The organism is Pelagicoccus sp. SDUM812005 (genome assembly GCF_031127875.1).
Classification (GTDB): Bacteria; Verrucomicrobiota; Verrucomicrobiia; order Opitutales; family Opitutaceae; genus Pelagicoccus.
The window spans coordinates 281,418-302,856 of sequence record NZ_JARXIA010000004.1; the positions used below are offsets into that span (position 1 = coordinate 281,418).

At 58.8% G+C, this 21,439-nt stretch carries 21 protein-coding genes; 7 read left to right on the plus strand and 14 right to left on the minus strand.

Annotated elements, in window-relative coordinates:
* Nucleotides 1-213: 213 nt before the first annotated feature.
* From QEH57_RS07415 to QEH57_RS07425, 3 genes are all read right to left on the minus strand, one after another.
* On the minus strand, nucleotides 214-2,169 hold the full coding sequence (locus QEH57_RS07415; protein WP_309006071.1) for an ABC-F family ATP-binding cassette domain-containing protein: 1,956 nt from the start codon (nucleotides 2,167-2,169) through the stop codon (nucleotides 214-216).
* 88 nt (nucleotides 2,170-2,257) lie between these two features.
* Complete coding sequence (locus QEH57_RS07420; RefSeq protein ID WP_309006072.1) at nucleotides 2,258-2,695, minus strand: iron-sulfur cluster assembly scaffold protein; 438 nt, start codon at nucleotides 2,693-2,695, stop codon at nucleotides 2,258-2,260.
* 95 nt (nucleotides 2,696-2,790) lie between these two features.
* On the minus strand, nucleotides 2,791-4,047 hold the full coding sequence (locus QEH57_RS07425) for a cysteine desulfurase (protein WP_309006073.1): 1,257 nt from the start codon (nucleotides 4,045-4,047) through the stop codon (nucleotides 2,791-2,793).
* Between the two features lie 137 nt (nucleotides 4,048-4,184).
* Between QEH57_RS07425 and QEH57_RS07430 the strand changes: the two genes are divergently transcribed.
* Nucleotides 4,185-5,384 carry a DEAD/DEAH box helicase gene (locus QEH57_RS07430; RefSeq protein WP_309006074.1) on the plus strand — a complete coding sequence of 400 codons (1,200 nt, stop codon included), beginning with the start codon at nucleotides 4,185-4,187 and terminating at the stop codon, nucleotides 5,382-5,384.
* Here QEH57_RS07430 and QEH57_RS07435 read toward each other — a convergent pair.
* The 5 genes from QEH57_RS07435 to QEH57_RS07455 form a co-directional block, all read right to left on the minus strand.
* Nucleotides 5,381-5,926: a response regulator gene (locus QEH57_RS07435; protein ID WP_309006075.1), complete on the minus strand. Its 546-nt coding sequence runs from the start codon at nucleotides 5,924-5,926 to the stop codon at nucleotides 5,381-5,383. The two genes, QEH57_RS07430 and QEH57_RS07435, sit on opposite strands and share 4 nt — an antisense overlap.
* 128 nt (nucleotides 5,927-6,054) lie before the next feature.
* Nucleotides 6,055-6,990 carry a hypothetical protein gene (locus QEH57_RS07440; RefSeq protein WP_309006076.1) on the minus strand — a complete coding sequence of 312 codons (936 nt, stop codon included), beginning with the start codon at nucleotides 6,988-6,990 and terminating at the stop codon, nucleotides 6,055-6,057.
* Between the two features lie 105 nt (nucleotides 6,991-7,095).
* Nucleotides 7,096-7,950: an urease accessory protein UreD gene (locus tag QEH57_RS07445; RefSeq protein WP_309006077.1), complete on the minus strand. Its 855-nt coding sequence runs from the start codon at nucleotides 7,948-7,950 to the stop codon at nucleotides 7,096-7,098.
* 31 nt (nucleotides 7,951-7,981) lie between these two features.
* Nucleotides 7,982-8,590, minus strand: coding sequence for an urease accessory protein UreG (gene ureG, locus QEH57_RS07450; protein WP_309006078.1), 609 nt, complete (start codon nucleotides 8,588-8,590; stop codon nucleotides 7,982-7,984).
* A gap of 35 nt (nucleotides 8,591-8,625) precedes the next feature.
* On the minus strand, nucleotides 8,626-9,291 hold the full coding sequence (locus QEH57_RS07455; protein WP_309006079.1) for an urease accessory UreF family protein: 666 nt from the start codon (nucleotides 9,289-9,291) through the stop codon (nucleotides 8,626-8,628).
* Nucleotides 9,292-9,492: 201 nt separating this feature from the next.
* Here QEH57_RS07455 and QEH57_RS07460 point away from each other — a divergent pair, with 201 nt between their 5' ends.
* Entirely contained in the window at nucleotides 9,493-11,220 is a 1,728-nt protein-coding gene (locus QEH57_RS07460; protein WP_309006080.1) for a PQQ-dependent sugar dehydrogenase, read from the plus strand.
* Nucleotides 11,221-11,266: 46 nt separating this feature from the next.
* Here QEH57_RS07460 and QEH57_RS07465 read toward each other — a convergent pair whose 3' ends face one another.
* The 5 genes from QEH57_RS07465 to QEH57_RS07485 are packed head-to-tail and all read right to left on the minus strand — an operon-like array spanning nucleotide 11,267 to nucleotide 14,635.
* Entirely contained in the window at nucleotides 11,267-11,698 is a 432-nt protein-coding gene (locus tag QEH57_RS07465; RefSeq protein WP_309006081.1) for a hypothetical protein, read from the minus strand.
* 37 nt (nucleotides 11,699-11,735) lie between these two features.
* Entirely contained in the window at nucleotides 11,736-13,469 is a 1,734-nt protein-coding gene (ureC, locus tag QEH57_RS07470; protein WP_309006082.1) for an urease subunit alpha, read from the minus strand.
* A gap of 57 nt (nucleotides 13,470-13,526) precedes the next feature.
* Nucleotides 13,527-14,018, minus strand: a complete 492-nt coding sequence (locus tag QEH57_RS07475; RefSeq protein ID WP_309006083.1) for a GAF domain-containing protein — start codon at nucleotides 14,016-14,018, stop codon at nucleotides 13,527-13,529.
* 9 nt (nucleotides 14,019-14,027) lie between these two features.
* Nucleotides 14,028-14,336 (minus strand): urease subunit beta, encoded by a 309-nt coding sequence (locus QEH57_RS07480; protein ID WP_309006084.1) that lies wholly within the window; start codon nucleotides 14,334-14,336, stop codon nucleotides 14,028-14,030.
* Nucleotides 14,333-14,635 (minus strand): urease subunit gamma, encoded by a 303-nt coding sequence (locus QEH57_RS07485; RefSeq protein WP_309006085.1) that lies wholly within the window; start codon nucleotides 14,633-14,635, stop codon nucleotides 14,333-14,335. Before QEH57_RS07485 ends, QEH57_RS07480 begins: the two co-directional genes overlap by 4 nt.
* Nucleotides 14,636-14,974: 339 nt before the next feature.
* Here QEH57_RS07485 and QEH57_RS07490 point away from each other — a divergent pair, with 339 nt between their 5' ends.
* From QEH57_RS07490 to urtE, 5 genes are all read left to right on the plus strand, one after another.
* A complete protein-coding gene (locus QEH57_RS07490; protein WP_309006086.1) occupies nucleotides 14,975-16,225 on the plus strand; it encodes a transporter substrate-binding protein in 1,251 nt (416 codons plus the stop codon).
* Nucleotides 16,226-16,402: 177 nt separating this feature from the next.
* A complete protein-coding gene (urtB, locus tag QEH57_RS07495; protein WP_309006087.1) occupies nucleotides 16,403-17,953 on the plus strand; it encodes an urea ABC transporter permease subunit UrtB in 1,551 nt (516 codons plus the stop codon).
* A gap of 18 nt (nucleotides 17,954-17,971) precedes the next feature.
* Nucleotides 17,972-19,117, plus strand: a complete 1,146-nt coding sequence (urtC, locus tag QEH57_RS07500; protein WP_309006088.1) for an urea ABC transporter permease subunit UrtC — start codon at nucleotides 17,972-17,974, stop codon at nucleotides 19,115-19,117.
* Complete coding sequence (urtD, locus tag QEH57_RS07505) at nucleotides 19,117-19,908, plus strand: urea ABC transporter ATP-binding protein UrtD (protein WP_309006089.1); 792 nt, start codon at nucleotides 19,117-19,119, stop codon at nucleotides 19,906-19,908. Before urtC ends, urtD begins: the two co-directional genes overlap by 1 nt.
* Nucleotides 19,909-19,971: 63 nt before the next feature.
* Nucleotides 19,972-20,676, plus strand: a complete 705-nt coding sequence (gene urtE / locus QEH57_RS07510; protein WP_343224765.1) for an urea ABC transporter ATP-binding subunit UrtE — start codon at nucleotides 19,972-19,974, stop codon at nucleotides 20,674-20,676.
* Between the two features lie 244 nt (nucleotides 20,677-20,920).
* Here urtE and QEH57_RS07515 read toward each other — a convergent pair.
* Nucleotides 20,921-21,439: hypothetical protein (locus tag QEH57_RS07515; RefSeq protein ID WP_309006091.1), on the minus strand; the 519-nt coding region annotated here is incomplete at its 5' end.

Genomic DNA, 21,439 nt, shown 5'->3' on the forward strand with positions numbered 1-21,439 from the left:
CTACGCTGACCTTCGAGATGGCCAAGCTCTTGCTGACGGGTCTCGTGGTCAGTGGCGGGGGGGCCTATGTCGTACTTGCAAATAAACGGAGGTAGGGTTGCGGTGTCGGTCATTGGCGTTTCGGCAGGCTGAGGAGGATAGGTCTTTCTTAAAGTTGGTAAAGGTAAGGGCAACCTAATCTCAGCTTAGGCAGGAGGTGGCGCTCGCTCGCTGCTACTCGGCGGCTGCTATTTGGTCGGAGAGGTCGGACCACTCTTCGTAGGCGGTTTCGATCTTGCTCTTGTTGGCGTCGTAGGCGCTGAGGACTTCTTGGGACTTTTGGGGGTCCTTGTAGAAGTCGGGATCAGCCATGAGGTTTTCGTATTCAGATTGTTGGGACTCGAGGTCGGATATCTCCTTCTCGACTTTCTTGAGCTTGTCGGTGAGGGGCTTGAGCTTGGCTTGCTGCTGGGCCCGGAGGCGGCGTTGCTCCTTGGGGTTCATCGAGCTCGCGTTCGAGGTTTTGGGGTCTGGGGTTTGTTTTTTTGGGGGATTGGCTTTGGGATCGCCAGCGAGGTCGCTTCTCCGGGCTTCGAGGCGGGCTAGGTAGTCGGAAACGTTGCCGGGGTGGAGGGAGAGACCGTCTTTGCGGACTTCGAGGACTTTGGTGACGATGCTGTCCAGGAAGTCGCGGTTGTGGGAGACGATGAGGAAGGTGCCGGGGAATTTGTCGAGGGCGCCGCGCAGGACGTCTTGGGAGCGGATGTCGAGGTGGTTGGTGGGTTCGTCGAGGATGAGGAAGTTAGCGGGCTGGACCAGCATCTTGGCGAGGGCGACGCGGTTGCGTTCGCCGCCGGAGAGGACTTTGACTTTCTTGAAGACGTCGTCGCCCTGGAAGAGGAAGGAGCCGAGGATGGTGCGCAGCGAGGTGTTGTTGCCGACTTCGGCGACGCGTTCGATGGTTTCGAAGATGTCGAGTTCGGGATCGAGCTCGTCGGCTTGGTGCTGGGCAAAGTAGGAGATGGATGTATTGCCGCCGACGATACGTTCGCCTTCTTGGAAGGGTTCGACGCCGGCGAGGATCTTGGCGAGGGTGGTCTTGCCGGCTCCGTTGACGCCGAGGACGGCGATGCGGTCTCCGCGTTCGATGCGGATGTTGGCGGAATGGATGACCTCGAGGTCGCCGTAGCATTTGCGGAGGTTCTTGACCTCGATGACGTTTTGTCCGGAGCGGGGCGGTTCGGGAAAGGAGAAGGCGACTTGGTCGGCTTCTTGTTCGATCTCGATGCGTTCGACCTTTTCGAGGGCTTTGATGCGGGACTGGACTTGCTTGGCCTTGGTGGCTTTGGCCCGGAAGCGGTCGATGAATTGCTGGGTCTTGGCGAGTTCGCGCTGTTGTTTGGCGTAGGCTTTTTCGAGCTGGGCGCGGCGTTCGACGGATTGGACTTCGTATTTTGAGTAGTTGCCGGTGTAGACGGTGAGGGCGCCTTGGTAGACTTCGAAGGTGCGGGTGATGAGGGAGTCGAGGAAGGCGCGGTCGTGGGAGACCATGAGCAGCGAGCCGTGGTAGTGGCGGAGGAAGTCTTCGAGCCAGGCTTGGGATTCGACGTCGAGGTGGTTGGTCGGTTCGTCGAGGAGCAGCAGGGAGGGCTGGGCGAGAAGGAGTTTGGCGAGGGCGATGCGCATTTGCCAGCCGCCGGAGAATTCGTCGGTCATGCGCTGCATGTCGGAGGACTGGAAGCCGAGGCCGAGGAGGATGGACTCGATGCGGGAGGGGATACGAGCGACGTCGAGGTCTTCGAGCTGGAGTTCCATTTCGCCGAGGAGCTCGAGGGTTTCGGCATACTCTTCGGTCGCTGTATCCAGTTCGTTGAGACGGTTGTTGGCTTGCTCGATCTTTTGCTGAAGATCGATGACGTTGGAGAAGGCGGTGTGGACTTCGTCGAAAAGGGTTTTTCCGTGGGCGGCTATTCCGTCTTGGGGTAGGTATCCGATGGATACGTAATTGGCTTTATCGATGCCCCCGGAATCGTAGGCTTCGACGCCTGCTATGAGCTTGAGCAGGGTGGTCTTTCCGGCTCCGTTGGCTCCCACGAGGCCGATGCGGTCTTTGGCGCCGATGGTGGCGGTGGCGTCACGGAAGAGATAGCGTTCTCCGTACTGGAGGGTGATGTTGCGTAAAGTTATCACTTTGAAGAGTGAGGGGCGAGGATAAGGTATTTGCTACCCGCGGCGCTTGCGAAGGGGAGGCTGTTAGGCGTTTTTTACCACAGGTTCCTCAGATGCGGGAGGATGGATCTTGCGCTTGGATTTTGAGCAGTGCTTCGAAGGGGAGGGTGGCGCAGCGGATGCGGCTGGGGAAGGCGAGGACGCCGGAGAGGGCGGCAAGCTCGCCGGGGAGGTCTATTGTTGCGGGTTTGTCTTGGAAATCGGATACGAATTGCTTGGCGAATTGAGTGGCTTCGGGATTCGGGAGGGCGGCGAGGTGTTGGGTCATCATGCTAGCGGCGGCGAGGCAGATGGTGCAGGATTGGGCGGTGAAGGTAATGCGGGCCCTGCCGTCGTCGTCGGTTTTTCGATACACGGTTATTTCGTCGCCGCAGAGTGGATTGCGGAGGGTGGCGCTGGCTGCGTTGGCGAGTTCGCAGTTGTTGTGAGGCTGCTTGCTGTGGGCGAGCAGGGTTTGCTGGTAGAGTTTTTTTAGGTCGGGATTCAAGGTGGGAGAGTGAAGGCGTTGATGCGTGGGTTGTGCGGCGTGGCGCGAGCGCCAGCCCTATTGTCTCGCGGGCTGAAGCTCCGCGCAACGGGGCGCTACAGAAAGAGGAGGGCGGTCTTCTTGAGGGCGGCGGCGAGGGCGTCGACGTCGGCGGGCGTATTGTAGAGGGAGAAGGAAGCCCGGGCGGTGGCGGGAACGCCGAGGCGTTTCATGAGGGGCTCGCAGCAGTGGTGGCCGGAGCGGATGGCGACGCCTTCGGTGTCGAGCACGGTGCCGATGTCGTGCGGGTGGGCGTCGCCCATGGTGAAGGAGATGGCTCCGGAGCGTACGCGTGGGTTGCCGATGATCTTGAGGCCGTCGATCTGGGAGAGCTTGGCGACGGCGTAGGCGATCAGTTGGGACTCGTAGTCGTGGATGGCTGGCAGGCCGACGCTGGAGAGGTAGTCGATGGCGGCGCCGAGGCCGATGGCGCCTTCGATGTGGGGAGTGCCGGCTTCGAAGCGGGAGGGCGGCTCCTTGAAGGTCGAGCCTTCGAAGGTGACGTGGGCGATCATGTCTCCGCCGCCTTGGTAGGGGCGCATGGTGTCGAGCAGGGCGCGGCGTCCGTAGAGGATGCCGATGCCGGTGGGGGCGTAGATCTTGTGGCCGGAGGCGACGAGGAAGTCGCAGCCGAGCTTTTGCACGTCGAGGGGAATGTGCTGGATGGCTTGGGCGGCGTCGACGAGGGTGGGGATGCCGCGGGCCTTGGCTTGGTCGAGCAGGGGCTGGATGTCGTTTACGGTGCCGATGGCGTTGGAGACGTAGACGATGGAGAGGAGCTTGGTCTTCTCGGTGAGCAGCTGGTCGAAGGTGGCGAGGTCGAGGTCGCAGTCGTCGGTGACGGGGATGACCTTGAGGATGGCTCCGGTGCGGGCGCAGAGGAGCTGCCAGGGAACGATGTTGGCGTGGTGCTCCATGGCGGAGATGAGGATCTCGTCGCCAGGCTGGAGGAGGGGCTCGAGGTAGGAGTGGGCGACGAGGTTGACGGATTCGGTGGCGCCGCGGGTGTAGATGATTTCGGAATCGTCGGCGGCGTTGATGAATTTGGCGATCTTGCCGCGGGCTTCCTCGTAGGCGCCGGTGGCCTCGGTGGAGAGGAGGTGGACGCCGCGGTGGATGTTGGCGTTTTCGTGGCTGTAGTAGCGGGTGACGGCGTCGATGACGGCCTGCGGCTTCTGGGTGGAAGCGGCGTTGTCGAGGTAGACGAGCGGCTTGCCGTGCACGGTGCGGCTGAGGATGGGGAAGTCTCCGCGTACGTGGGCGAGGGCTTCGGGTATAGCTGGCGGCGTGGGCTGGCTGTTGGTTTTCGACATGATGTGGGAATGTTTAGGTAGTTAGGCAGCGGGAGGAAGGCTGAAGTTTAGAAAGTGGGCGCGGCGCTGTTTGGAAGACGTTTGGGAAGCGTATTTGTTAGCTTGCTTCCCCGTGAGGGGCTTACCATATACGCTGAATGCCATTTTCAGGACTTGGGCTATCAGAACCCATCAACAAGGCGCTCGCCGATCTCGGCTTTGAGAAGCCTACCCCAATTCAGGAACAAGCGATCCCTATCGTATTGCAAGGCAAGGACTTGATAGGGTCCGCTCAAACCGGTACCGGCAAGACGGCGGCTTTTGGCCTGCCGATCCTGCAGCGGATCGTGCCGGGCAAGCCTTTCCAGTGCCTCATTTTGGAGCCTACTCGCGAGTTGGCGGCGCAGGTGGAAGAGGCTTTGAAGTTCTTCGCCAAGAACCTAGGAATCCAGATCGGCCTCATCTATGGCGGCGTGAAGTACGGCGGCCAGATGAAGATGATCGAGAGCGGCGCGGAGATCATCGTAGCGACTCCGGGGCGTTTGCTGGACCATCTTCAGCAGGGCAACTTTTCCTTGAAGGAAATGGATTACTTGGTGCTGGACGAGGTGGATCGGATGCTGGACATGGGATTCTTGCCGGACGTGAAGCGGATCGTGCAGAACTATTGTTCGAAGGAGCGCCAGACCTTGCTTTTCACGGCGACGATGCCGCCGGCCATCAAGACTTTGACGGGCTGGGTGCTCAACGACCCAGCGGTCGTGGAGATCGGGCAGAACCGTTCGGCCGCCGAGACGGTGAGCCACGCGTTTTACCCGGTGGTGGAGCGCCAGAAGTACAAGCTGTTGCTGGAGCTGCTGGAGCGCACGCACTACGAAAGCGTGTTGATCTTCACTCGCACGAAGTTCAATGCGGACATGATTACGCGTCGACTCGAGCGCTTGAACCACAAGGTAGCTGCTTTGCACTCGGATCGTTCCCAGTCGGAGCGTACGGAGGCCTTGAAGGGATTCAAGGACGGCAAGTACGAGGTGCTGGTGGCGACGGATATCGCGGCTCGCGGCTTGGATATCGCCGGCGTGACGCACGTGATCAACTACGACGTGCCGCTGCATGCGGAGGACTACGTGCACCGTATCGGCCGTACGGGCCGCGCCTCACGCGAGGGGGATGCGTTTACGCTTCTCACTGAAGACGAGGTGAAGAATGCGGCGGCGATCGAACACTTCATTGGCAAAAAGATCGAGCGCAAGAAGCTGGATGGCTTCAACTACATGTACTCGGCGCTGTTCAATGCCCAAGAGAAGTCGGCTGCGGCGGGTCCGCGTTCGCGCTTGTTTGGGCGTTCCGGCCGCTAGGCTCCATCGGTTTGCCGTTGGTTCCAGTCTGCTACGAGTTCGTAGGTGAGCTCGTAGAGTTTGGTAGGCTCGAAGGGTTTGTGCACGATGCTTACGGGCGTTTGCGGTCCGAGGGAGCTCTGGATTTCTGCGTCGGAATAGTCGGAGTAGGCCGTCACTATGACGAAGCGCATGGCGGGGTCGATCTCGCGGATCTGGTGGATGGTCTCCAGACCGTCCCAGCCGGGCGGCATGCGCATATCCACGAAGGCGAGGGGGTAGCGTATGCCTTTGGCGAGGTGGCGTCGGACTAGCTCGCAGGCTTCCTCTCCTTGGTAGGCGGATTGGATCTCGAAGTTGCGTTGGCGCTTGGGAGGCCGCTTGTATCCGGGGGCGGCAAGGAGAAGGTCTTCGAGCTCGTCGAGCTTGCTGTCTCCTTCGTTGCTTTGGTCCGGACGGAGGACGGCCTTGTAGTCGCGGTGCAGCGAGAGGTTGTCGTCGATTACCAGTAGCGACCGGTTCTCCAAGGTGGCCAGGTCTATGTCGGTATATTTGCGAAGCATTTATCGAGTGCGAGAAGGAGTTCCGCCTTCAACAGTGGGGCGGGGAGCGGGTTTTGCAACGAACCGCAGGCCCTTTTAGCGAACCTTTTCAAGGGGAGTCTGGCCGATGCCTGGCAGTTTGAGCGCCGCTACTGGGTATCGAGCAGCTCGGCGCGTCCGGTGTTTCGGACGGCGATGAGGACGGGCGGAAGCGGCGAGGCGGCGCGGGAAGGATAGGGCGCGAAGAGGACGATTGCGGAGAGCGGGAGGGTGGCTTCGTCGATGACTTTTCCGCTCATGGTGTCGTAGCGGTGGTGGAGTTTGTTGCCGACGAGCTCGGTTTGGGCGATGGAGATGGCTTCGGCGGCGGAGAGTCCGTCGTCGAGGTCGATGTTGGCCAGCTGGCTGGAGATGCGCTTGTAGTCGGAAGTGGAGATGGCTCCGTATCCGTTTAGCTGGCTTTGCTGGATGCTTTGGCCGAGGTAGGCGAGCAGGCGCGGTATGTCGATGTCGCTGCCGAGGCGTTTTGCGGTGCGGATCTTGAGGATCTGGCTGTTCACTCCGGCGACGTACAGTTCGCCTTCTTTGGGGACTAGTCCTTCGGAGTATTCGAAGCGGGCGTGGTTGAATTCGGTTTGGCCAATGGTGGCGACGGTGGACGGAGAAATGCTGAGCTGGCTGTAGATGCGCTTGTTGGCGGCGAGGTTGAGGTCGGCGATCGCGTCGCGGAAGCTTTTGGCGATGACGTCGGAGTCGGTGCCTTTGGGGATGACGCTGGCTTGTAGGTCGTAGACGAATACGTCGATGCGGGCCTCTGGGTTGCGGTAGCTGATGGCGAGGCCCAGTCCGGGAGCCTTTTCTTCGAGTTCCACTACGGGGCGGCGGAAGAGTGGGCCGAGGGCTCCTGGGAAGTAGATGCCGGTGGTGTTGTCGAAGTAGGGGGCGGGGGCGAGTTCGAGGTTGGTGTTTGGGTTGACGACCTTGACTTGGGTGCAGGAAGTGAAGGCTCCGGCAACTGCGATGAGGCCGCAGGCCGCGATTAGGGAGCGGGCGAGGCGGCGTAGGCGTTGGGAAGGAGGAATCACTGCACTGTTTCGGATCGGAGGAGGGAGGAGGAGCGTTACGGGGAAACGCTTCAGGCCATAGAAAAACGGCAGCTGAAATTGTTCATTCCTTTCTTTTCCATTTCTCTAGCGTCGCAGCGCGGCGGGCTTTCGCTGGATGGCGTCATAGAAAAGCTGGCGAACTTGGGCGCAGGCTTTGCGGGCGGCGATGGGATCTGCCGCGAGGATCTTGACGCACCAGCAGGCCGGGTGGGCGAGTTGGCTGGAGCCAATGCGTATGCCATCGGTCTGCAGTCGGTAGATCTCTTTCCAGAGGTCCTTGGAGTCGCCGAGCTTCTCCGAGACGAGCAGGAGGGAGAGGTAGAAGGGGCAGGGGGCTCCGAGTTCGTTGCTCCAGGAGGAGGCGGTCCCTCGCGCGGGCTCGACGCTGTGCTTCTCAAGCAGGGCGAGCGTGCCGTCGTAGCGGAGGGAGAGGCGGTTGCGGAATTGGCGGAAGGCGAAGGCTTCCTGGTGGGCGATGCGGCCGGGGGCGATTGCTTCGATGAAAAAGAGTTCGCCGCCCTTTTCGACTTCGATGGCGCTGCGTTGGGTGAAGGCGCTCTGGCCTTGGAGGATGAGCCACTCGGGATTGTTCTCGAGGAAGGCCCCTTGCTCGACGCGGAAGCTTTGATTCCAAGTCGCCTCGCTTTCTGGATCCATTTTGTGGATACGAAGCGAGGATGGGTTCGAGAGGGTGAGGGAGGCACCTTTTTCGATGAGGACGTCGAGGTCGGCGGAGTCGCCTGCCAGCATCCCAGCGGTGGGGCACATGAGGTTTAGCAGCAGGCTGTGCCCGTCCCAGTACGGTTTGGAGATGTGGATGGGCGTCTTGAACTCCTTGCGGCTGAGGATGCATCTGTGGTTGGGAGCCAGGGAGCAGGTAGCGCGAAGGTAGCCGTCCACGTGGGGACGGGTGAGAGGAGGTGTTGCTTGGATTTCCACCGGCGAGGTTTGGGAGGATTCGAGAGTTGGACTAGAAGAGGTATTCCTTTTTGAGCCAAGCGATCACGTCGTCGAGTCCCTTGTGCGACTTGAGGTCGCAGAAGAGGAAGGGGCGATCGCCGCGCATCTTTTTGCTGTCGCGATCCATGACGCCGAGATCGGCGCCGACGTACTGGGCGATTTCGATCTTGTTGATGATCATGAGATCGGAGTATTGGATGGCGGGTCCGCCTTTGCGGGGGATCTTGTCGCCTTCGGCGACGTCGATGACGTAGATGAAGGCGTCTACGAGCTCGGGGGAGAAGGTGGCGGAAAGGTTGTCTCCGCCAGATTCGATGAGTACGGCTTGGGTGTCGGGGTGGCGCTCGAGCAGTTCGTCGATAGCTGCCATGTTCATGCTGGTGTCGTCGCGGATGGCGGTGTGGGGGCAGCCGCCGGTTTCGACGCCCATGACGCGGTCGGCCTCGAGGGCGTTGTTTCGTACGAGGAACTCGGCATCCTCGCGAGTGTAGATGTCGTTGGTGATGGCGACTAGTTTGTATTCAGATTTCAATGCTTCGCAGAGGCGAAGGAGAAGCATGGTCTTGCCGGAGCCCACGGGGCCACCGATTCCGATACGGACTGGACGGGAGTTGTTCATTTTGGGAGGAGTCTAGATGCTTGGCTCTGTATATTTTAAGATATGAATAGTCGGGAGAAAGCTTGCTCGTGGCGTTGGGAAGCGATGTCGAGGGTGGGGAGGAAGGCTCCGGCGAAGTCGCGTTCGATGGCAAGGGAGGATTCGACGATGCGTTCGATTTCCTGTAGTGCGGAAGTGAGTACGCTTTGGGCGCCTTCCTGGCCGATGCGGATGAGCTTGAGGGATGCGGCGCAAGGGGCGGCGAGAGCTTGGTAGGTCCAAGCGGCGAGGGTGGGTTCGAGAGGGGTGCGAAGATCGACGTTTTCGGTTGCGAATAGGATCAGGTGGTGGGGGACGATTTTCTTCTCCCGTTTCAGCGCGGCCAGTTTCTCGAAGCGAGGAGTGGGCCGGAGCTTCGAAATGAGGCGGAGGCGCTGCTGGCCTTGGGAGAGGCTGGCTTGGCGTAGTTCCTTGCAGGGTTTCGAGGCGGAAATTTCTTCGTCGAGCTGGCAGATGAGCTGAAAGTCGTTTTGCTCGGCGGCGTTGTAAGCAAATCTTAGATACGGAAGTTCGAATTCCTGCAGGTTGAGGAAAACGACGCTTTCGAGGAAGCGAAGCAGGCTGGCGGGGTCGCTCACCTCTCCGTCGGCGCATAGCTCTTCGAGGCCGTAGGAGTGGGCGTAGGATCCGATCGGGAAGAGCGGGTCCGTGGTTTGGAGCATGCTTGGGAGCCAGGACAGGTTCATTGAGCTTAAGGTACTTGCAGCGATGAGTCTGTTGCCCAGACGAGCGTCTTATCTCGACGAGTCAACCTTTTGCAGTCTTGAAATCTAGGTTCTCGTTTTCAAGGTACTTGCGTGCGAGAATCCTAGGCGCTTTTCACGAGCACCCCGCCTCGGAGCATGGCTACCCTGACATTTACGATGACCCCATTTCTTAGTTCTACCCGTTTCACGGCGTTTCTGGCGTTGTGGCTGTGCTTGAGTTCCGGCTTTGCCGCCGCGTTTGGCGAAGGCTACAGCGAAGACGAAGCGGATATTCGCGAAGGGCGGGCCCTGTTTAAGAGCTATTGCGCGGCTTGCCATGACCTGGGTCACGATGGGATCGGCCCGGCCTTAGGGCCGGTGACGCTTGAGCGGGACAAGGACTGGCTGCAGCGGTTTATCGAGAATCCTCAGGCTTTGCTCGACAGCGGCGACGTGGTCGCGGAGCAGCTGGTGCGCAAGTATGGGGTGGTGATGCCGACCTTTGGCCTGGCTCCGGAAGAAGTGGAGAAGGTGTTAGCTTACTTGCATGCGCGACGTCGTCCCTTGCGGGAGAGAGTGGCTGTTGAGGATGGCAGAACGGTCGTGGAGAATCCGGTGCCGGAGAAGTTGCGTCGGGCGGGAATCGCCTTGGACTTGGAGCTCGCCTGGAGGGTGCCTGCCAGCAGCGAAAAATTTCCGCGAGCCCGCATCAACAAGCTTGCGGGAGTACGCGACGGGGAGCGGGACCGTTTGTTCGTCTGCGACCAGAATGGTTTCTTCTACGAGCTCGGCGACGAGGGGCCGCAATTGGTTTTGGAAATGTCGAAGGTATTTCCCGACTTTGTTTCCGAGCCTGGCTTGGCGACCGGTTTCTCCAGCTTTGCGTTCAGTCCGGATTTCGAGTCGAGTCGGCTCGTCTATACGCAACATGCGGAGCGGGGCGATGCGAAGGAGGCTGACTTCAAGGTGCCCGAGGGGGATGAGGCTCAGCTGCAATACGCGATCAACGAGTGGCGGATGGAGGAGCATGGAGGAAAGTCGATCCTCGTGGGGCCGAGAGAATTATTGCGTATCGAAATGATCGATACCTCGCACGGAATGCAGGAGCTGGCTTTTAATCCCTATGCCGTAGAGGGAGACGGAGACTATGGCCTGCTCTATGTGGGAGTGGGGGACGGCGGCGCTAGCTACATCAGGCGGGTGGATTTGGTTGAGGATGGCTCGAGGATATGGGGTAAGCTTCTGCGTATCGATCCGCGAGGGAGTGACGGCCGGAGCGGCGAGTACGGAATCCCGGCAGGGAACCCGTTTGCGGGTGGATCGACAGGGAGGCCAGCGGGGCTGCCGGAAGTTTATGCCCTAGGGTTCCGAAATCCGAATACGATGGCTTGGAGCCAAGGAGGAGAGCTGTTCGTGTCGGACATTGGGCATTGGAATGTGGAGGAGTTGAATCGAGTGGTCGTGGGTGCGGACTATGGCTGGCCTCGCTACGAAGGTGTCTATGAGATCGACTTAAAGGAGTCGCAGCGGCGGATCTACGCCCGTGATGGGGCTGCTAGCCCTGTCGTTGATCCGGTGATACAAATTGACCATGACGAGATACGCGCGATCGCAGGAGGGTTTATCTACGAGGGCGAGCGACTACCGTTGCTGAAGGGGCTTTACCTGTTTGGTGGCATCGCAACGGGGCGGGTTTTCGTTGCCGACGTGAAGGGAGCGGAGGAGGCTGAGGCCAAGGAGCTGCAGCTCTTTGTGGAGGGTGTTGAGACAACGCTTTCCAAGATGGTAAACGTGGGGCGGGCCGACCTGAGGATTGGCAGCGACGCGGCGGGAGAGCCATTCGTCTTGAGCAAGAGCGATGGCTCGATTTGGCGCGTCGCGAGGGCGCGTCGGATCCAGGATTGAAGGAAGGGCGTTGTGGAAGAGGCGGGGCTTCCTGCTAGCCTCCGCGTCAGTGGTGATGGTGTCCGCTAGCGGCGATGGCGGGCTGGAAGACTTGCTGGGCTTCCTGGTAGGGAATTTCGGCCCGATCGAGCAGTTGGCGTACGGCGGGGTCGTCTTCGGCGATGACGTGGGCGCTTTCGAAGGCGGCCGGGAAGTGCATGTTTCCCACCATCCAGCCGTAGAGGGCGCCGGTTTGCCCGTCGGAGAAGGGGATTTTCAGGACAGGCTCGGGCTCTTGCTCGATGAGGTAGACGGAGTCTTCGTTTTCATGGAAGGGGGTGCCGTGGGTGAGAGGGTGGGCGAGGTCGAAGCCGAAGTCGGTGCCATCCGCGGCGGTGGCGCGGAAGCGTCGTTTGGCGAGTTTGCGGCGCTCGACTTTGAGCGGTATCCGCTTTTTGGATTCGGGAATGTGGTGGAAGTGGGTGGTGATCAGGTGCACGGAGGAGGCGTTGTGACTGAAGTCTATCGGTGGGGGCTTAGAAAAGGAAGTAGCGTTGGGCGAGGGGGACCTCGGTCGCGGGTTCGCAGGTGAGGAGGGTGCCGTCGGCTTTGACTTCGTAGGTTTCGGGATCGACTTCGATCTTGGGGGTGGCCTCGTTGTGCAGGAGGTCCTTTTTGGAAATGTTGCGGGTGTTCTTGGTTGCGACCAGTCGCTTCTTGAGTCCGAGCTCTGCTCCTTTTCCGCTATCGAGGAAGGCTTGGCTGACGTAGGTGACGGAGGTGTTGTACTTGGCCTTGCCGTGGGCAGCGAATTGCTTGCGGTAGAAGGTGGGTTGCGGGGTGGGGATGGAGGCGTTGGGGTCGCCCATGTTGGCGAGGGCGATGAGTCCGCCTTTGAGCACGAGCTCCGGCTTGACGCCGAAGAAGGCGGGTTTCCAGACGACGATGTCGGCGAGCTTGCCGACTTCGATGGAGCCGACTTCGTGGGCGACGCCGCAAGCGATGGCGGGATTTAGGGTGTATTTCGCGATGTAGCGGAGCGCCCGGAAATTGTCGGCTTCTGGGTGCGTATCCGAATCTAGCTTACCGCGCTGCTTTTTCATCTTGTGGGCGGTTTGCCAGGTGCGGCAGATGACTTCGCCCACGCGGCCCATGGCTTGCGAGTCGGAGGACATGATGGAGAAGGCTCCGATGTCGTGCAGGATGTCCTCGGCGGCGATGGTTGACGGGCGGATGCGTGATTCGGCGAAGGCGACGTCTTCGGGGATCTTGGAATCGAGGTGGTGGCAGACCATGAGCATGTCGAGGTGCTCGTCGATCGTATTCACTGTGTAAGGACGGGTGGGGTTGGTGGAGGAGGGGAGCACGTTGAGCTCGCCGCAGACCTTGATGATGTCGGGGGCGTGTCCTCCGCCGGCGCCTTCGGAGTGGAAGGTGTGGATGACGCGGTTCTTGAAGGCGGCGATCGTGTCTTCGACGAAGCCGGACTCGTTGAGGGTGTCGGTGTGGATGGCGACTTGGACGTCCATTTCGTCGGCGATGCCGAGGCAGGTGTCGATGGCGGCTGGGGTGGTGCCCCAGTCTTCGTGCAGCTTAAGCCCCATGGCGCCGGCGACGACTTGTTCGCGGATGGCTTCGGGATTGGAGGAGTTTCCTTTGCCCATGAAGCCGAGGTTCATGGGGTACTCTTCCGCGGCTTCGAGCATGCGATGGATGTTCCAGGCTCCGGGGGTGCAGGTGGTGGCGTTGGTGCCGGTGGCGGGACCGGTGCCGCCGCCGGTCATGGAGGTGACTCCGGAAGCGAGGGCTTCGTCGATCTGCTGAGGGCAGATGAAGTGGATATGAGAGTCGAAGCCGCCTGCGGTGACGATGTGGCCTTCGCCTGCGATGACTTCGGTGGAGGCGCCGACTGTCATGCCTTTGCTGATACCGTCTTGGATGAGGGGGTTGCCAGCGTGTCCGATTCCGACGATGCGTCCGTCCTTGATGCCGATGTCGGCTTTGATGACGCCTTGTACGGCGTCGAGGATGGTGGCGTTGGTGATGACGAGGTCGAGGGAGTCTGCAGCGAGGGCTTTGGGGGATTGGCCCATGCCGTCGCGGATGACTTTGCCGCCGCCGAACTTAACTTCGTTACCGTAGCCGCCGTTTTCGGCGATCAGGTCGCGTTCGACTTGTATCAGGATTTCGGTGTCGCCGAGGCGAACTTGGTCGCCGACGGTGGGACCGAACATTTCGGCGTACTGGCGTCTATCGAATTTGAGGCTCATGGCGGTGGATCGTTGGAGGACTGGGTTGGAAAGGCTGGGTCTTTATCAGCTTTGTTTTTAGCTGAAGAGGAAGGAGGTGAGGGTGGCGATGGTACGAAGGTACTCTTCGTTTGACTTGTCCCAATCGCGAATGCCGCGGCGGTTTTCGCAGCAGATGATGCCTATGGGGACGAGATCCTTTTGCAGGATGAAGTCGAGCAGGGAGTGTATCCCGTTGGGGACGAAATAAGGCTCGGTGAACTCGCGGGTGGCTTGCTGGGTGCGGGCGTGGGGAGCGTTGACGATGTTGTCCTCCACGATGGCCTTGAAGTAGGTCGGGAAGTCGTCGCGCTTGAGTACGGCGCCTTTGGTAAACGTCTTTTCAAGGGCGTCGTAGCAGCACTGGCATTCAATTTGGGTGAGGTCGCGGTCGAAGGTCCATACGCTGGTACGGTCGGCGTCGACGCCTTCGGCGCAATCTTCGCAGACGGCCTGGAATATTTCGTCCTTGCTGGTGGTCGCGCGTTTAGCGACGAGGCTTTTCGTGCGCTGCATGTTGCGGTGAGGCATGGCGCGTGTTTAGAGGGGGCCGTCGACCTTGTTGTTGAGGCCGTAGACTTCTCGCTTGCCGGCGAGGGCTACGAGCTCGACTTCCTTGGAATCACCCGGTTCGAAGCGAACGGCGGTGCCGGCGGCGATGTTGAGTCGAAAGCCGCGGGCTGCGGAGCGGTCGAAATCGAGCGCCGCGTTCACCTCGAAGAAGTGGAAGTGGCTGCCGACTTGGATGGGGCGATCGCCGGTGTTGCTCACAGCTAGGGTGAGGGTGTCGAGGCCGAGGTTTGCTTGGAGCGGTTCGGCGTCTGCTGGGATGATTTCTCCGGGGATCATTGGATGGGGTTGTGAACGGTTACGAGCTTGGTTCCGTCAGGGAAAGTGGCTTCGACCTGGACCTCATGTATCATTTCGGGCACGCCTTCCATCACGTCGGATCGCTTTAGTAATGTAGCGCCGTAGCTCATGAGTTCCGACACCGACTTGCCGTCGCGGGCGCCTTCGAAGATTTCGTACGTTATTATGGATACGGCTTCCGGATAGTTGAGCTTGAGGCCACGGGCTTGTCGTCTGCGAGCTAGGTCGGCGGCGACGACGACCATGAGCTTTTCTTGTTCGCGCGGGGTTAGGTGCATAGAGGCTTGGTTGAAATAAGGTTCTAGGGCTTAAGCTGTAGGGAAGTTGACGGGGCTTCAAGATCGGGAGGTATCTTTTTGAGCAGGCAGAGCAATTCTCAAGCCAGAGAGCGCTCCCAAGACCGATCTTCATCGTAATACTTTTGGCGAGAAAGGTATGCTCAATATTGATCTGCTTTAGGGTTTTCGATGCAGGGGATTCATGGAGTTGGGCGCATTTTCACAAAAAATGTAAGGTTGGCCCAGCAGTTGCTTATTGGGGAATCCTTGCAGCGCTTCTAAACGCGTCTGCAGGGCCTTGTTCAATTGTAACACCAAACCCTCCTATTAGATTATCAAATGAAGGATGTTAAAAAACTAACCCTCGGCCTTGCTTCGGCAGCTGCCCTGTTCTCCTCCTCCCTCCTTGCTGAAGACACAGTTAAGGTCGGTGTCCTCCACTCCCTCAGCGGCACTATGGCGATCAGCGAAACTTCGCTGCGCGATATCCTGCTTTTCACTTTCGACGAAATCAATGCTTCCGGCGGCGTACTGGGCAAGAAGATCGAGCCGGTTGTCGTAGACGGCGCCTCGGACTGGCCGACTTTCGCTGAAAAGGCGGAGCAGCTTTTGGCTCAGGACAAGGTAGCGGCGACCTTCGGTTGCTGGACTTCGGTAAGCCGCAAGTTCGTCCTTCCTGTGTACGAAAAGTACAATGGCCTTCTTTTCTACCCCGTCCAGTACGAGGGCGAAGAGTTGTCTCCAAATATCTTCTACACTGCGGAAGCGGTAGGACAGCAAGCGATCCCTGCGGTCGACTTCCTGCTCGAAGAAGGCTACACCAAGTTCTACCTGATCGGTACCGACTACGTTTACCCGCAAACGACCAACCTCGTGCTTTTCGAGTACTTGAAGTCCAAGGGGATTCCGGAAGAGAACATTGGCGGCGGTCTTCGCAAGGAGAACGGCGAAGTGATCTCGGCGGGTAAGTACACTCCTTTCAGCCACACGGACTACCAGCAGATCGTCGCGGACATCAAGTCCTTCGCTGCGGGTGGAGATGCTGCGGTGCTGAACACGATCAACGGCGACTCTAACGTTTCCTTCTTTAAGGAAATCGCCGCGTCCGGCCTCACTGCGGACGATTGCCCGATCGTTTCGTATTCACTTTCCGAAGACGAGTTTCGTAGCTTGCCTACCTCTGACTTGGTCGGCCACCTCGGTTGCTGGACTTACTTCATGTCGCTCGACACGCCTGCCAACAAGAAGTTCGTGAAGAACTTCCAGAAGTGGCTCAAGACCAAGGCTCCTTCCAGCGTGCAGAAGGAAGGTCGCGTGACTTGTTCCCCAATGGTTCTCTCCTACAATGGCGTTTACCTCTGGAAGGCTGCGGTTGAACGGGCTGGGACTTTCGAAACGTCCGCTGTGATCAAGGAGCTCGAGAAGGGCATTTCCTTCGACGGCCCAGGAGGCACGGTTACGACTCAGGAGAACCATCACCTTACCAAGAACGTTTATATCGGTGAGATCCTCGAAGACGGTCAGTTTGAGATCCTCGAGTCGTTCGACAACGTTTATGGCGAGCCATTCTTGAAGGGCACCTTCAAGTAAAGCTCGGTTTGAAATTGCTGGGGCTCGCTCGGCCCTAACCCCCTTAGGCCGAGCGAGTCCTTCGTTTTTCTCCCTCTTCCAACTTCGCCTCTCCTCCCTCCCATGAAGAAAGCCATATTGCTTTTTTCGCTTGTTTGGACCGCGCTCGCGGGCGCCGTCGAAACAGGCGAAATTCGAATGCTACTTGAAGCCCTCGCCCTCGAGCGGGTCGAAGATCAAGAAGCGACACTGGAAACGCTCGCCGAATCGGGCGACGAATACGTGACCGCCTTTGTCGACGCCTGGCGCGTCGGAGAAGTGCGCGAGTATCAGCCGGAAGGTTCCGAGCTGTTTCTCGTGCAAGAGGTATCCGGAAAATACGTACGCGTCGCCACGGGCGAACCAATCGAACTCAGCTCCGAGGCGTACGAGGCTTTGGACAAGAACCGAGCCCCGCGCAAGCTGCGCCGATTGCTGACTCGCGTTACCGACACGATTGGCTTGGCTTCTAGGAATGTGGATACACGTGTGGACGCGGCCTTGAAGCTGGGCGCCAGCCAAAACGCGGAATACCTTCCAGAGCTTCGAAAGCGCTTCGAGGCGGAAACGAATGCTCGCGCCAAGCGGGCCTTCGAGGAGGCGATCATGATCAGTTTGCTTGCCAACGCCGAGTCTCCCGAAGAGCGGATCGAGGCCGTCAAGCGTCTAGGTCAGCTTCACTCGATTCGGGCCAAGGACAAGATCCTCGCCATCGTCGAATCTTCGAAGGAGGCAGGGGATGAAGCGCTTCTTGTGGCAGCGGAGTCGGCGAGCAGAGCGATCGCTGATCATGAAGAGTTGCTGAAGCATGCCGGAAGTTTCTTCCGCGGTCTGAGTACGGGCAGCGTGCTTCTGATGGTTTCCTTCGGGCTCGCTATCACCTTTGGGTTGATGGGGATCATCAATATGGCCCACGGCGAGTTTATCGCGATCGGCGGCTACACCTGCTTCGTGGTGCAGGGCTATTTCTCGAATTGGTTCGGGGAAGGTAGCCCTGCCTTCCAGTGGTTTTTCTGGGTTTCTTTGCCGGTCAGCTTCGTTGTCGCGGGTGGAATCGGCTACCTTTTGGAAAAGGGGTTCTTCCGCTTCCTTTACAAGCGTCCGCTGGAATCGCTGTTGGCGACTTGGGGCTTGTCCATGGTTATGCGCCAGGCCTTTCGCTTGAAGTTCGGGGCCGCTAACGTGCAAGTGGCCAACCCGGATCTCTTGTTGGGGAATTTTGAATACGCAGGCATTTCCATGAGCTACGCGCGTCTGTTCGCTATCGCGTTTGCCGGATTCGTCTGCGTGCTGACTTGGCTCCTGCTGACCAAGACGAACCTCGGCCTTTACATTCGAGCGGTGATGCAGAATCGCAACATGGCCTCGAGCTTAGGAATCCCGGTGAAGCGGGTGAACTCCATGACCTTTGCCTTTGGCTGTGGTCTGGCCGCCATGGCGGGAGCAGTGCTGACTCAGATCGGCAACGTGGGACCTACCATGGGCCAGGCCTACATCGTGGACAGTTTCATGGTGGTGGTCGTTGGAGGCGTTGGAAATCTGCTAGGCGCAGGTATTTCGGCGATGGGCATTGGCGTATTCGACCAGTTCCTACAGCCGCTCTTCGGTCCGGTCATGGGTAAAATTATCGTGTTGGGCATGATCATCCTCTTCCTGCAGTGGAAGCCGGGTGGAATCTTCCCGACGAAATCTCGAAGCATGGACGACTAATACGGAGGGATTTCGAAAATGAAGCTATTTGATAACAAGATTGAATTTGGCGGATACATGGCAGCTTGCGTTGTGCTGCTTCTCGTATTGCCGGCCATGAACGCGTTTTTCCCTGCGGATAGCGCTTTGCATTTCTCGTCCTTTCAACTGTCGTTGTGGGGCAAATACATTACCTACGCGGTGATGGCGATGAGCCTGAACTTGCTATGGGGATACACGGGCCTGCTTTGCCTTTGCCAAAGCCTGTTCTTCGCCTTGGGGGCCTACGCCTTCGGCATGTACCTGATGCTGCATGTGGGCGTGGACAGCGTCTACAATACGGCGCTGCCGGACTTCATGGACTTCCAGGGGTACACGGAGCTGCCGTGGTATTGGGCTCCTTTCGAGAATGGAGCGTTTGCGATCGCGGCTACGATGCTGGTGCCGGGCGTGTTGGCGTTCGTCTTCGGTTTTCTCGCGTTTCGCTCGCGCATCAAGGGGGTCTATTTCTCGATCCTCACCCAGGCTTTGACCTATGCGGCCAGCCTTTTCTTCTTTAAGAACAACCTCGATTTGTTTGGGAACAATTTCATTCTTTTCGGAGGAAACAACGGTCTGACGGACTTCAAGGAGGTCTTTGGGTACGACGTTAACGCTGCCTCGACGCAGAGGTGGATTTTCGTGATGAGCGCGATCCTGATGCTCGTCGTTTACTTGGTGATCGCATGGTTGCTGAAGACCAAGTTCGGAAAGGTGCAGCAGGCGATTCGCGATAGCGAAAACCGGGTACGTTTTTCTGGGTATTCAACAACCACCTACAAGATGTTGATCTTCGTGGGGACTTCCATGGTGGCGGGCATCGCTGGGGCTTTCTACGTGCCTCAAGTGGGTGGAATCAACGCGAACGAAATGACGCCTGCCAAGTCGCTCGACGTCGTGGTCTGGGTGGCTCTAGGAGGGCGCGGCACTAAGTTTGGTCCAATCATTGGGGCGATTGTGGTGAACATCATCAAGAGTTTCACCACCCGCGCCTATCCGGACAGTTGGCTGATCATTCTCGGCGCGATTTTCATGCTGGTGGTGCTTTTCATGCCGAACGGTTTGGTGGGGCTTCCTAAGCAGCTCGCTCCGCTTTGGGCTCGTATCCGCAGCAACGCTACAACTTCCGCAACCCCTGCTTCCTAATGGCTCACATACCTCCGGCAAAGCATACGCCGCTTATTCTCAGTGTCGAAGGCGTCGAGAAGTCGTTCGACGGCTTCAAGGCGATCAATGACCTCAACTTCTATCTCGAGGAAGGCGAGCTCCGTACGGTGATCGGACCGAACGGGGCGGGAAAGAGTACCTTCATGGATTTGATTACGGCTCGTACCAAGCCGGATGCTGGCAAGATCCAGTTCCACTTGGACAACAACGAGGACGTGGATTTGACCCGCGTGCGCGAGCACGAGGTCAGCCAATTGGGGATTGGGCGAAAGTTCCAGAACCCAACGGTCTACGGATCGCATACGGTTTACGACAACTTGAAGCTCTCGCTCGCGGGGGAGCGTGGAATTTTCCACTCGCTCTTCTATCGCGAAAAGCCGGCCCACCGGGATAAGATTTTCAGTGTGCTCGAGACGATACGTTTGGAGAAGCACGCCGACGATTTGGCTGGCTCCCTCTCTCACGGTCAGAAGCAGTGGCTGGAGATCGGGATGTTGTTGGCTCAGGATCCGAAGATCATGCTGGTAGACGAACCGGCGGCGGGCATGAGCGACGAGGAAACCGAGCGCACGGGCGAGCTTTTGCTCAACCTGGCCGGCAAGCACAGCTTGATCGTGATCGAGCACGACATGGAATTCGTGCGTCAGATCGCGACACGCGTAACGGTCTTGCATCAGGGCCATGTCCTGAAGGAAGGCAGTTTCGATTTCGTTAAGAGCGATCCGCAAGTGATAGAAGTCTATCTCGGTCGCCAAACCCGTAAACACTAGGAGATTCAAGAAATGGATACACAAGTCCAAGAAGTGGCGGAAGCTGCGCCTAAGAACGATTCGATGCTCCTATCTGTCCGAGACGTTTATGCGGGCTACGACGAGTCGATGATTTTGAAAGGCGTTTCGATCGATGTGCCGGAGAAGAAGGCGGTCGCTTTGCTGGGCCGTAACGGCACGGGCAAGACGACTTTGCTCAATACGATTCTCGGCTTGGTCGCGACCAAGAAGGGTACGATCGAGTTTACCGGAAGCATGATGCAGAAGCTCGCTCCGGACGTGCGGGCTCGCATGGGGATCGGCTACGTGCCGCAGGGTCGCGACATCTTCCCGGGGCTAACCGTCTGGGAGAACCTTAACGTGAGCTTGCGGGTCGCGAATGCAGGCAAGGACGCGGAGGCTCGGCTCGAATCGGTCTACGAGCTTTTTCCCGTGCTCAAGGACATGCTGAAGCGCAAGGGCGGCGTATTGAGTGGCGGACAGCAGCAGCAGTTGGCGATCGGCCGCGCGCTGTTGCTCAAGCCGAAGCTGCTCATTCTTGACGAGCCGACGGAAGGTATCCAGCCTTCCATTATCGACCAGATCGAGGATGCCATTTACGCGATTCGCAAGCAGGGCGAGATGAGCGTGATCCTGGTGGAGCAGTACATCGACTTCGCTCGCAACGCTTGCGAGAGCTTCTACATCCTAGAGCGCGGCTCGGTGGTGCAGAAGGGCGACATCTCGAAGCTGGACGACGACATGGTTGCCAAGTACCTGACGGTCTAACGGGTCGGCTAGAACTTGGGACGGAATTTGGGTCCGCTTGCTTTAGGGCGGGCGGGCTCTTTTCTTTTGGCTCGGAGACGGGCCGCAGGGAAGGGGCTTGAGGCATGCCGCACGCCTGCGGTAGCCTTGGGGGTGAGACCGTCATTTTGTTCAACGGCAATTGGCAGGGGCTTGGGCGATGGGCCCAAAAAAGCCTCCACCCTGAGGTGGAGGCTTCCTTGAAAAGCTTTGCTAGCTCGGAGAACTAGAAAGTGAAGAGCGCTTCGACTGCGAACTCGGTGGAGTCGCCAACGAAGCCGTCCACTTGGCTCACTTCTGTTACGATAGCGAGGTTGTCGTTAACGGCGTGGATGTAGGCAGCGGTGTACTTCTTGAAGTCGTAGTTGTCGGCGCTGGTGCCTTCGCGTACGTCGTTGCCGCTTACGCGAGCTGTGAAGGTACCCTTGTCGCCAGTGGCGACGGAGTACATGAGAAGCCACTGGTCGATCTTCGTCCACTCGCTGGAGTAGTCGTTGTACTCAAAGGCGAAAGTGGAGGAACCGACTTCGTAGGAGCTCCAGAAGTTGATGAGCTCGCGGTCTTCCATGCCTGCGTTAGCGGAATCGATGGCGTAGCCGAGGAAGAAAGTCCAGCCGTCTGCTGGCGTGAGCACGAGCTTGGTTTCGACACCCATGTCGAAGTCGTCCGCGTCGTTGTTGATGGATCCGTCGTCGTCGTATACGGAGTCAACCAAGGCGAGTCCGAGGGAGCCCCACTCTTCGCT

Coding starts and splice junctions, on each gene's coding strand:
- QEH57_RS07425 (WP_309006073.1), bottom strand. CDS start 4,047: ATGTCGAAAACCAACAGCCAGCCCACGCCGCCAGCTATACCCGAAGCC.
- QEH57_RS07430 (WP_309006074.1), top strand. CDS start 4,185: ATGCCATTTTCAGGACTTGGGCTATCAGAACCCATCAACAAGGCGCTC.
- QEH57_RS07435 (WP_309006075.1), bottom strand. CDS start 5,926: ATGCTTCGCAAATATACCGACATAGACCTGGCCACCTTGGAGAACCGG.
- ureG (WP_309006078.1), bottom strand. CDS start 8,590: ATGAACAACTCCCGTCCAGTCCGTATCGGAATCGGTGGCCCCGTGGGC.
- QEH57_RS07455 (WP_309006079.1), bottom strand. CDS start 9,291: ATGCTCCAAACCACGGACCCGCTCTTCCCGATCGGATCCTACGCCCAC.
- QEH57_RS07460 (WP_309006080.1), top strand. CDS start 9,493: ATGACCCCATTTCTTAGTTCTACCCGTTTCACGGCGTTTCTGGCGTTG.
- ureC (WP_309006082.1), bottom strand. CDS start 13,469: ATGAGCCTCAAATTCGATAGACGCCAGTACGCCGAAATGTTCGGTCCC.
- QEH57_RS07475 (WP_309006083.1), bottom strand. CDS start 14,018: ATGCCTCACCGCAACATGCAGCGCACGAAAAGCCTCGTCGCTAAACGC.
- QEH57_RS07480 (WP_309006084.1), bottom strand. CDS start 14,336: ATGATCCCCGGAGAAATCATCCCAGCAGACGCCGAACCGCTCCAAGCA.
- QEH57_RS07485 (WP_309006085.1), bottom strand. CDS start 14,635: ATGCACCTAACCCCGCGCGAACAAGAAAAGCTCATGGTCGTCGTCGCC.
- QEH57_RS07490 (WP_309006086.1), top strand. CDS start 14,975: ATGAAGGATGTTAAAAAACTAACCCTCGGCCTTGCTTCGGCAGCTGCC.
- urtB (WP_309006087.1), top strand. CDS start 16,403: ATGCTACTTGAAGCCCTCGCCCTCGAGCGGGTCGAAGATCAAGAAGCG.
- urtC (WP_309006088.1), top strand. CDS start 17,972: ATGAAGCTATTTGATAACAAGATTGAATTTGGCGGATACATGGCAGCT.
- urtD (WP_309006089.1), top strand. CDS start 19,117: ATGGCTCACATACCTCCGGCAAAGCATACGCCGCTTATTCTCAGTGTC.
- urtE (WP_343224765.1), top strand. CDS start 19,972: ATGCTCCTATCTGTCCGAGACGTTTATGCGGGCTACGACGAGTCGATG.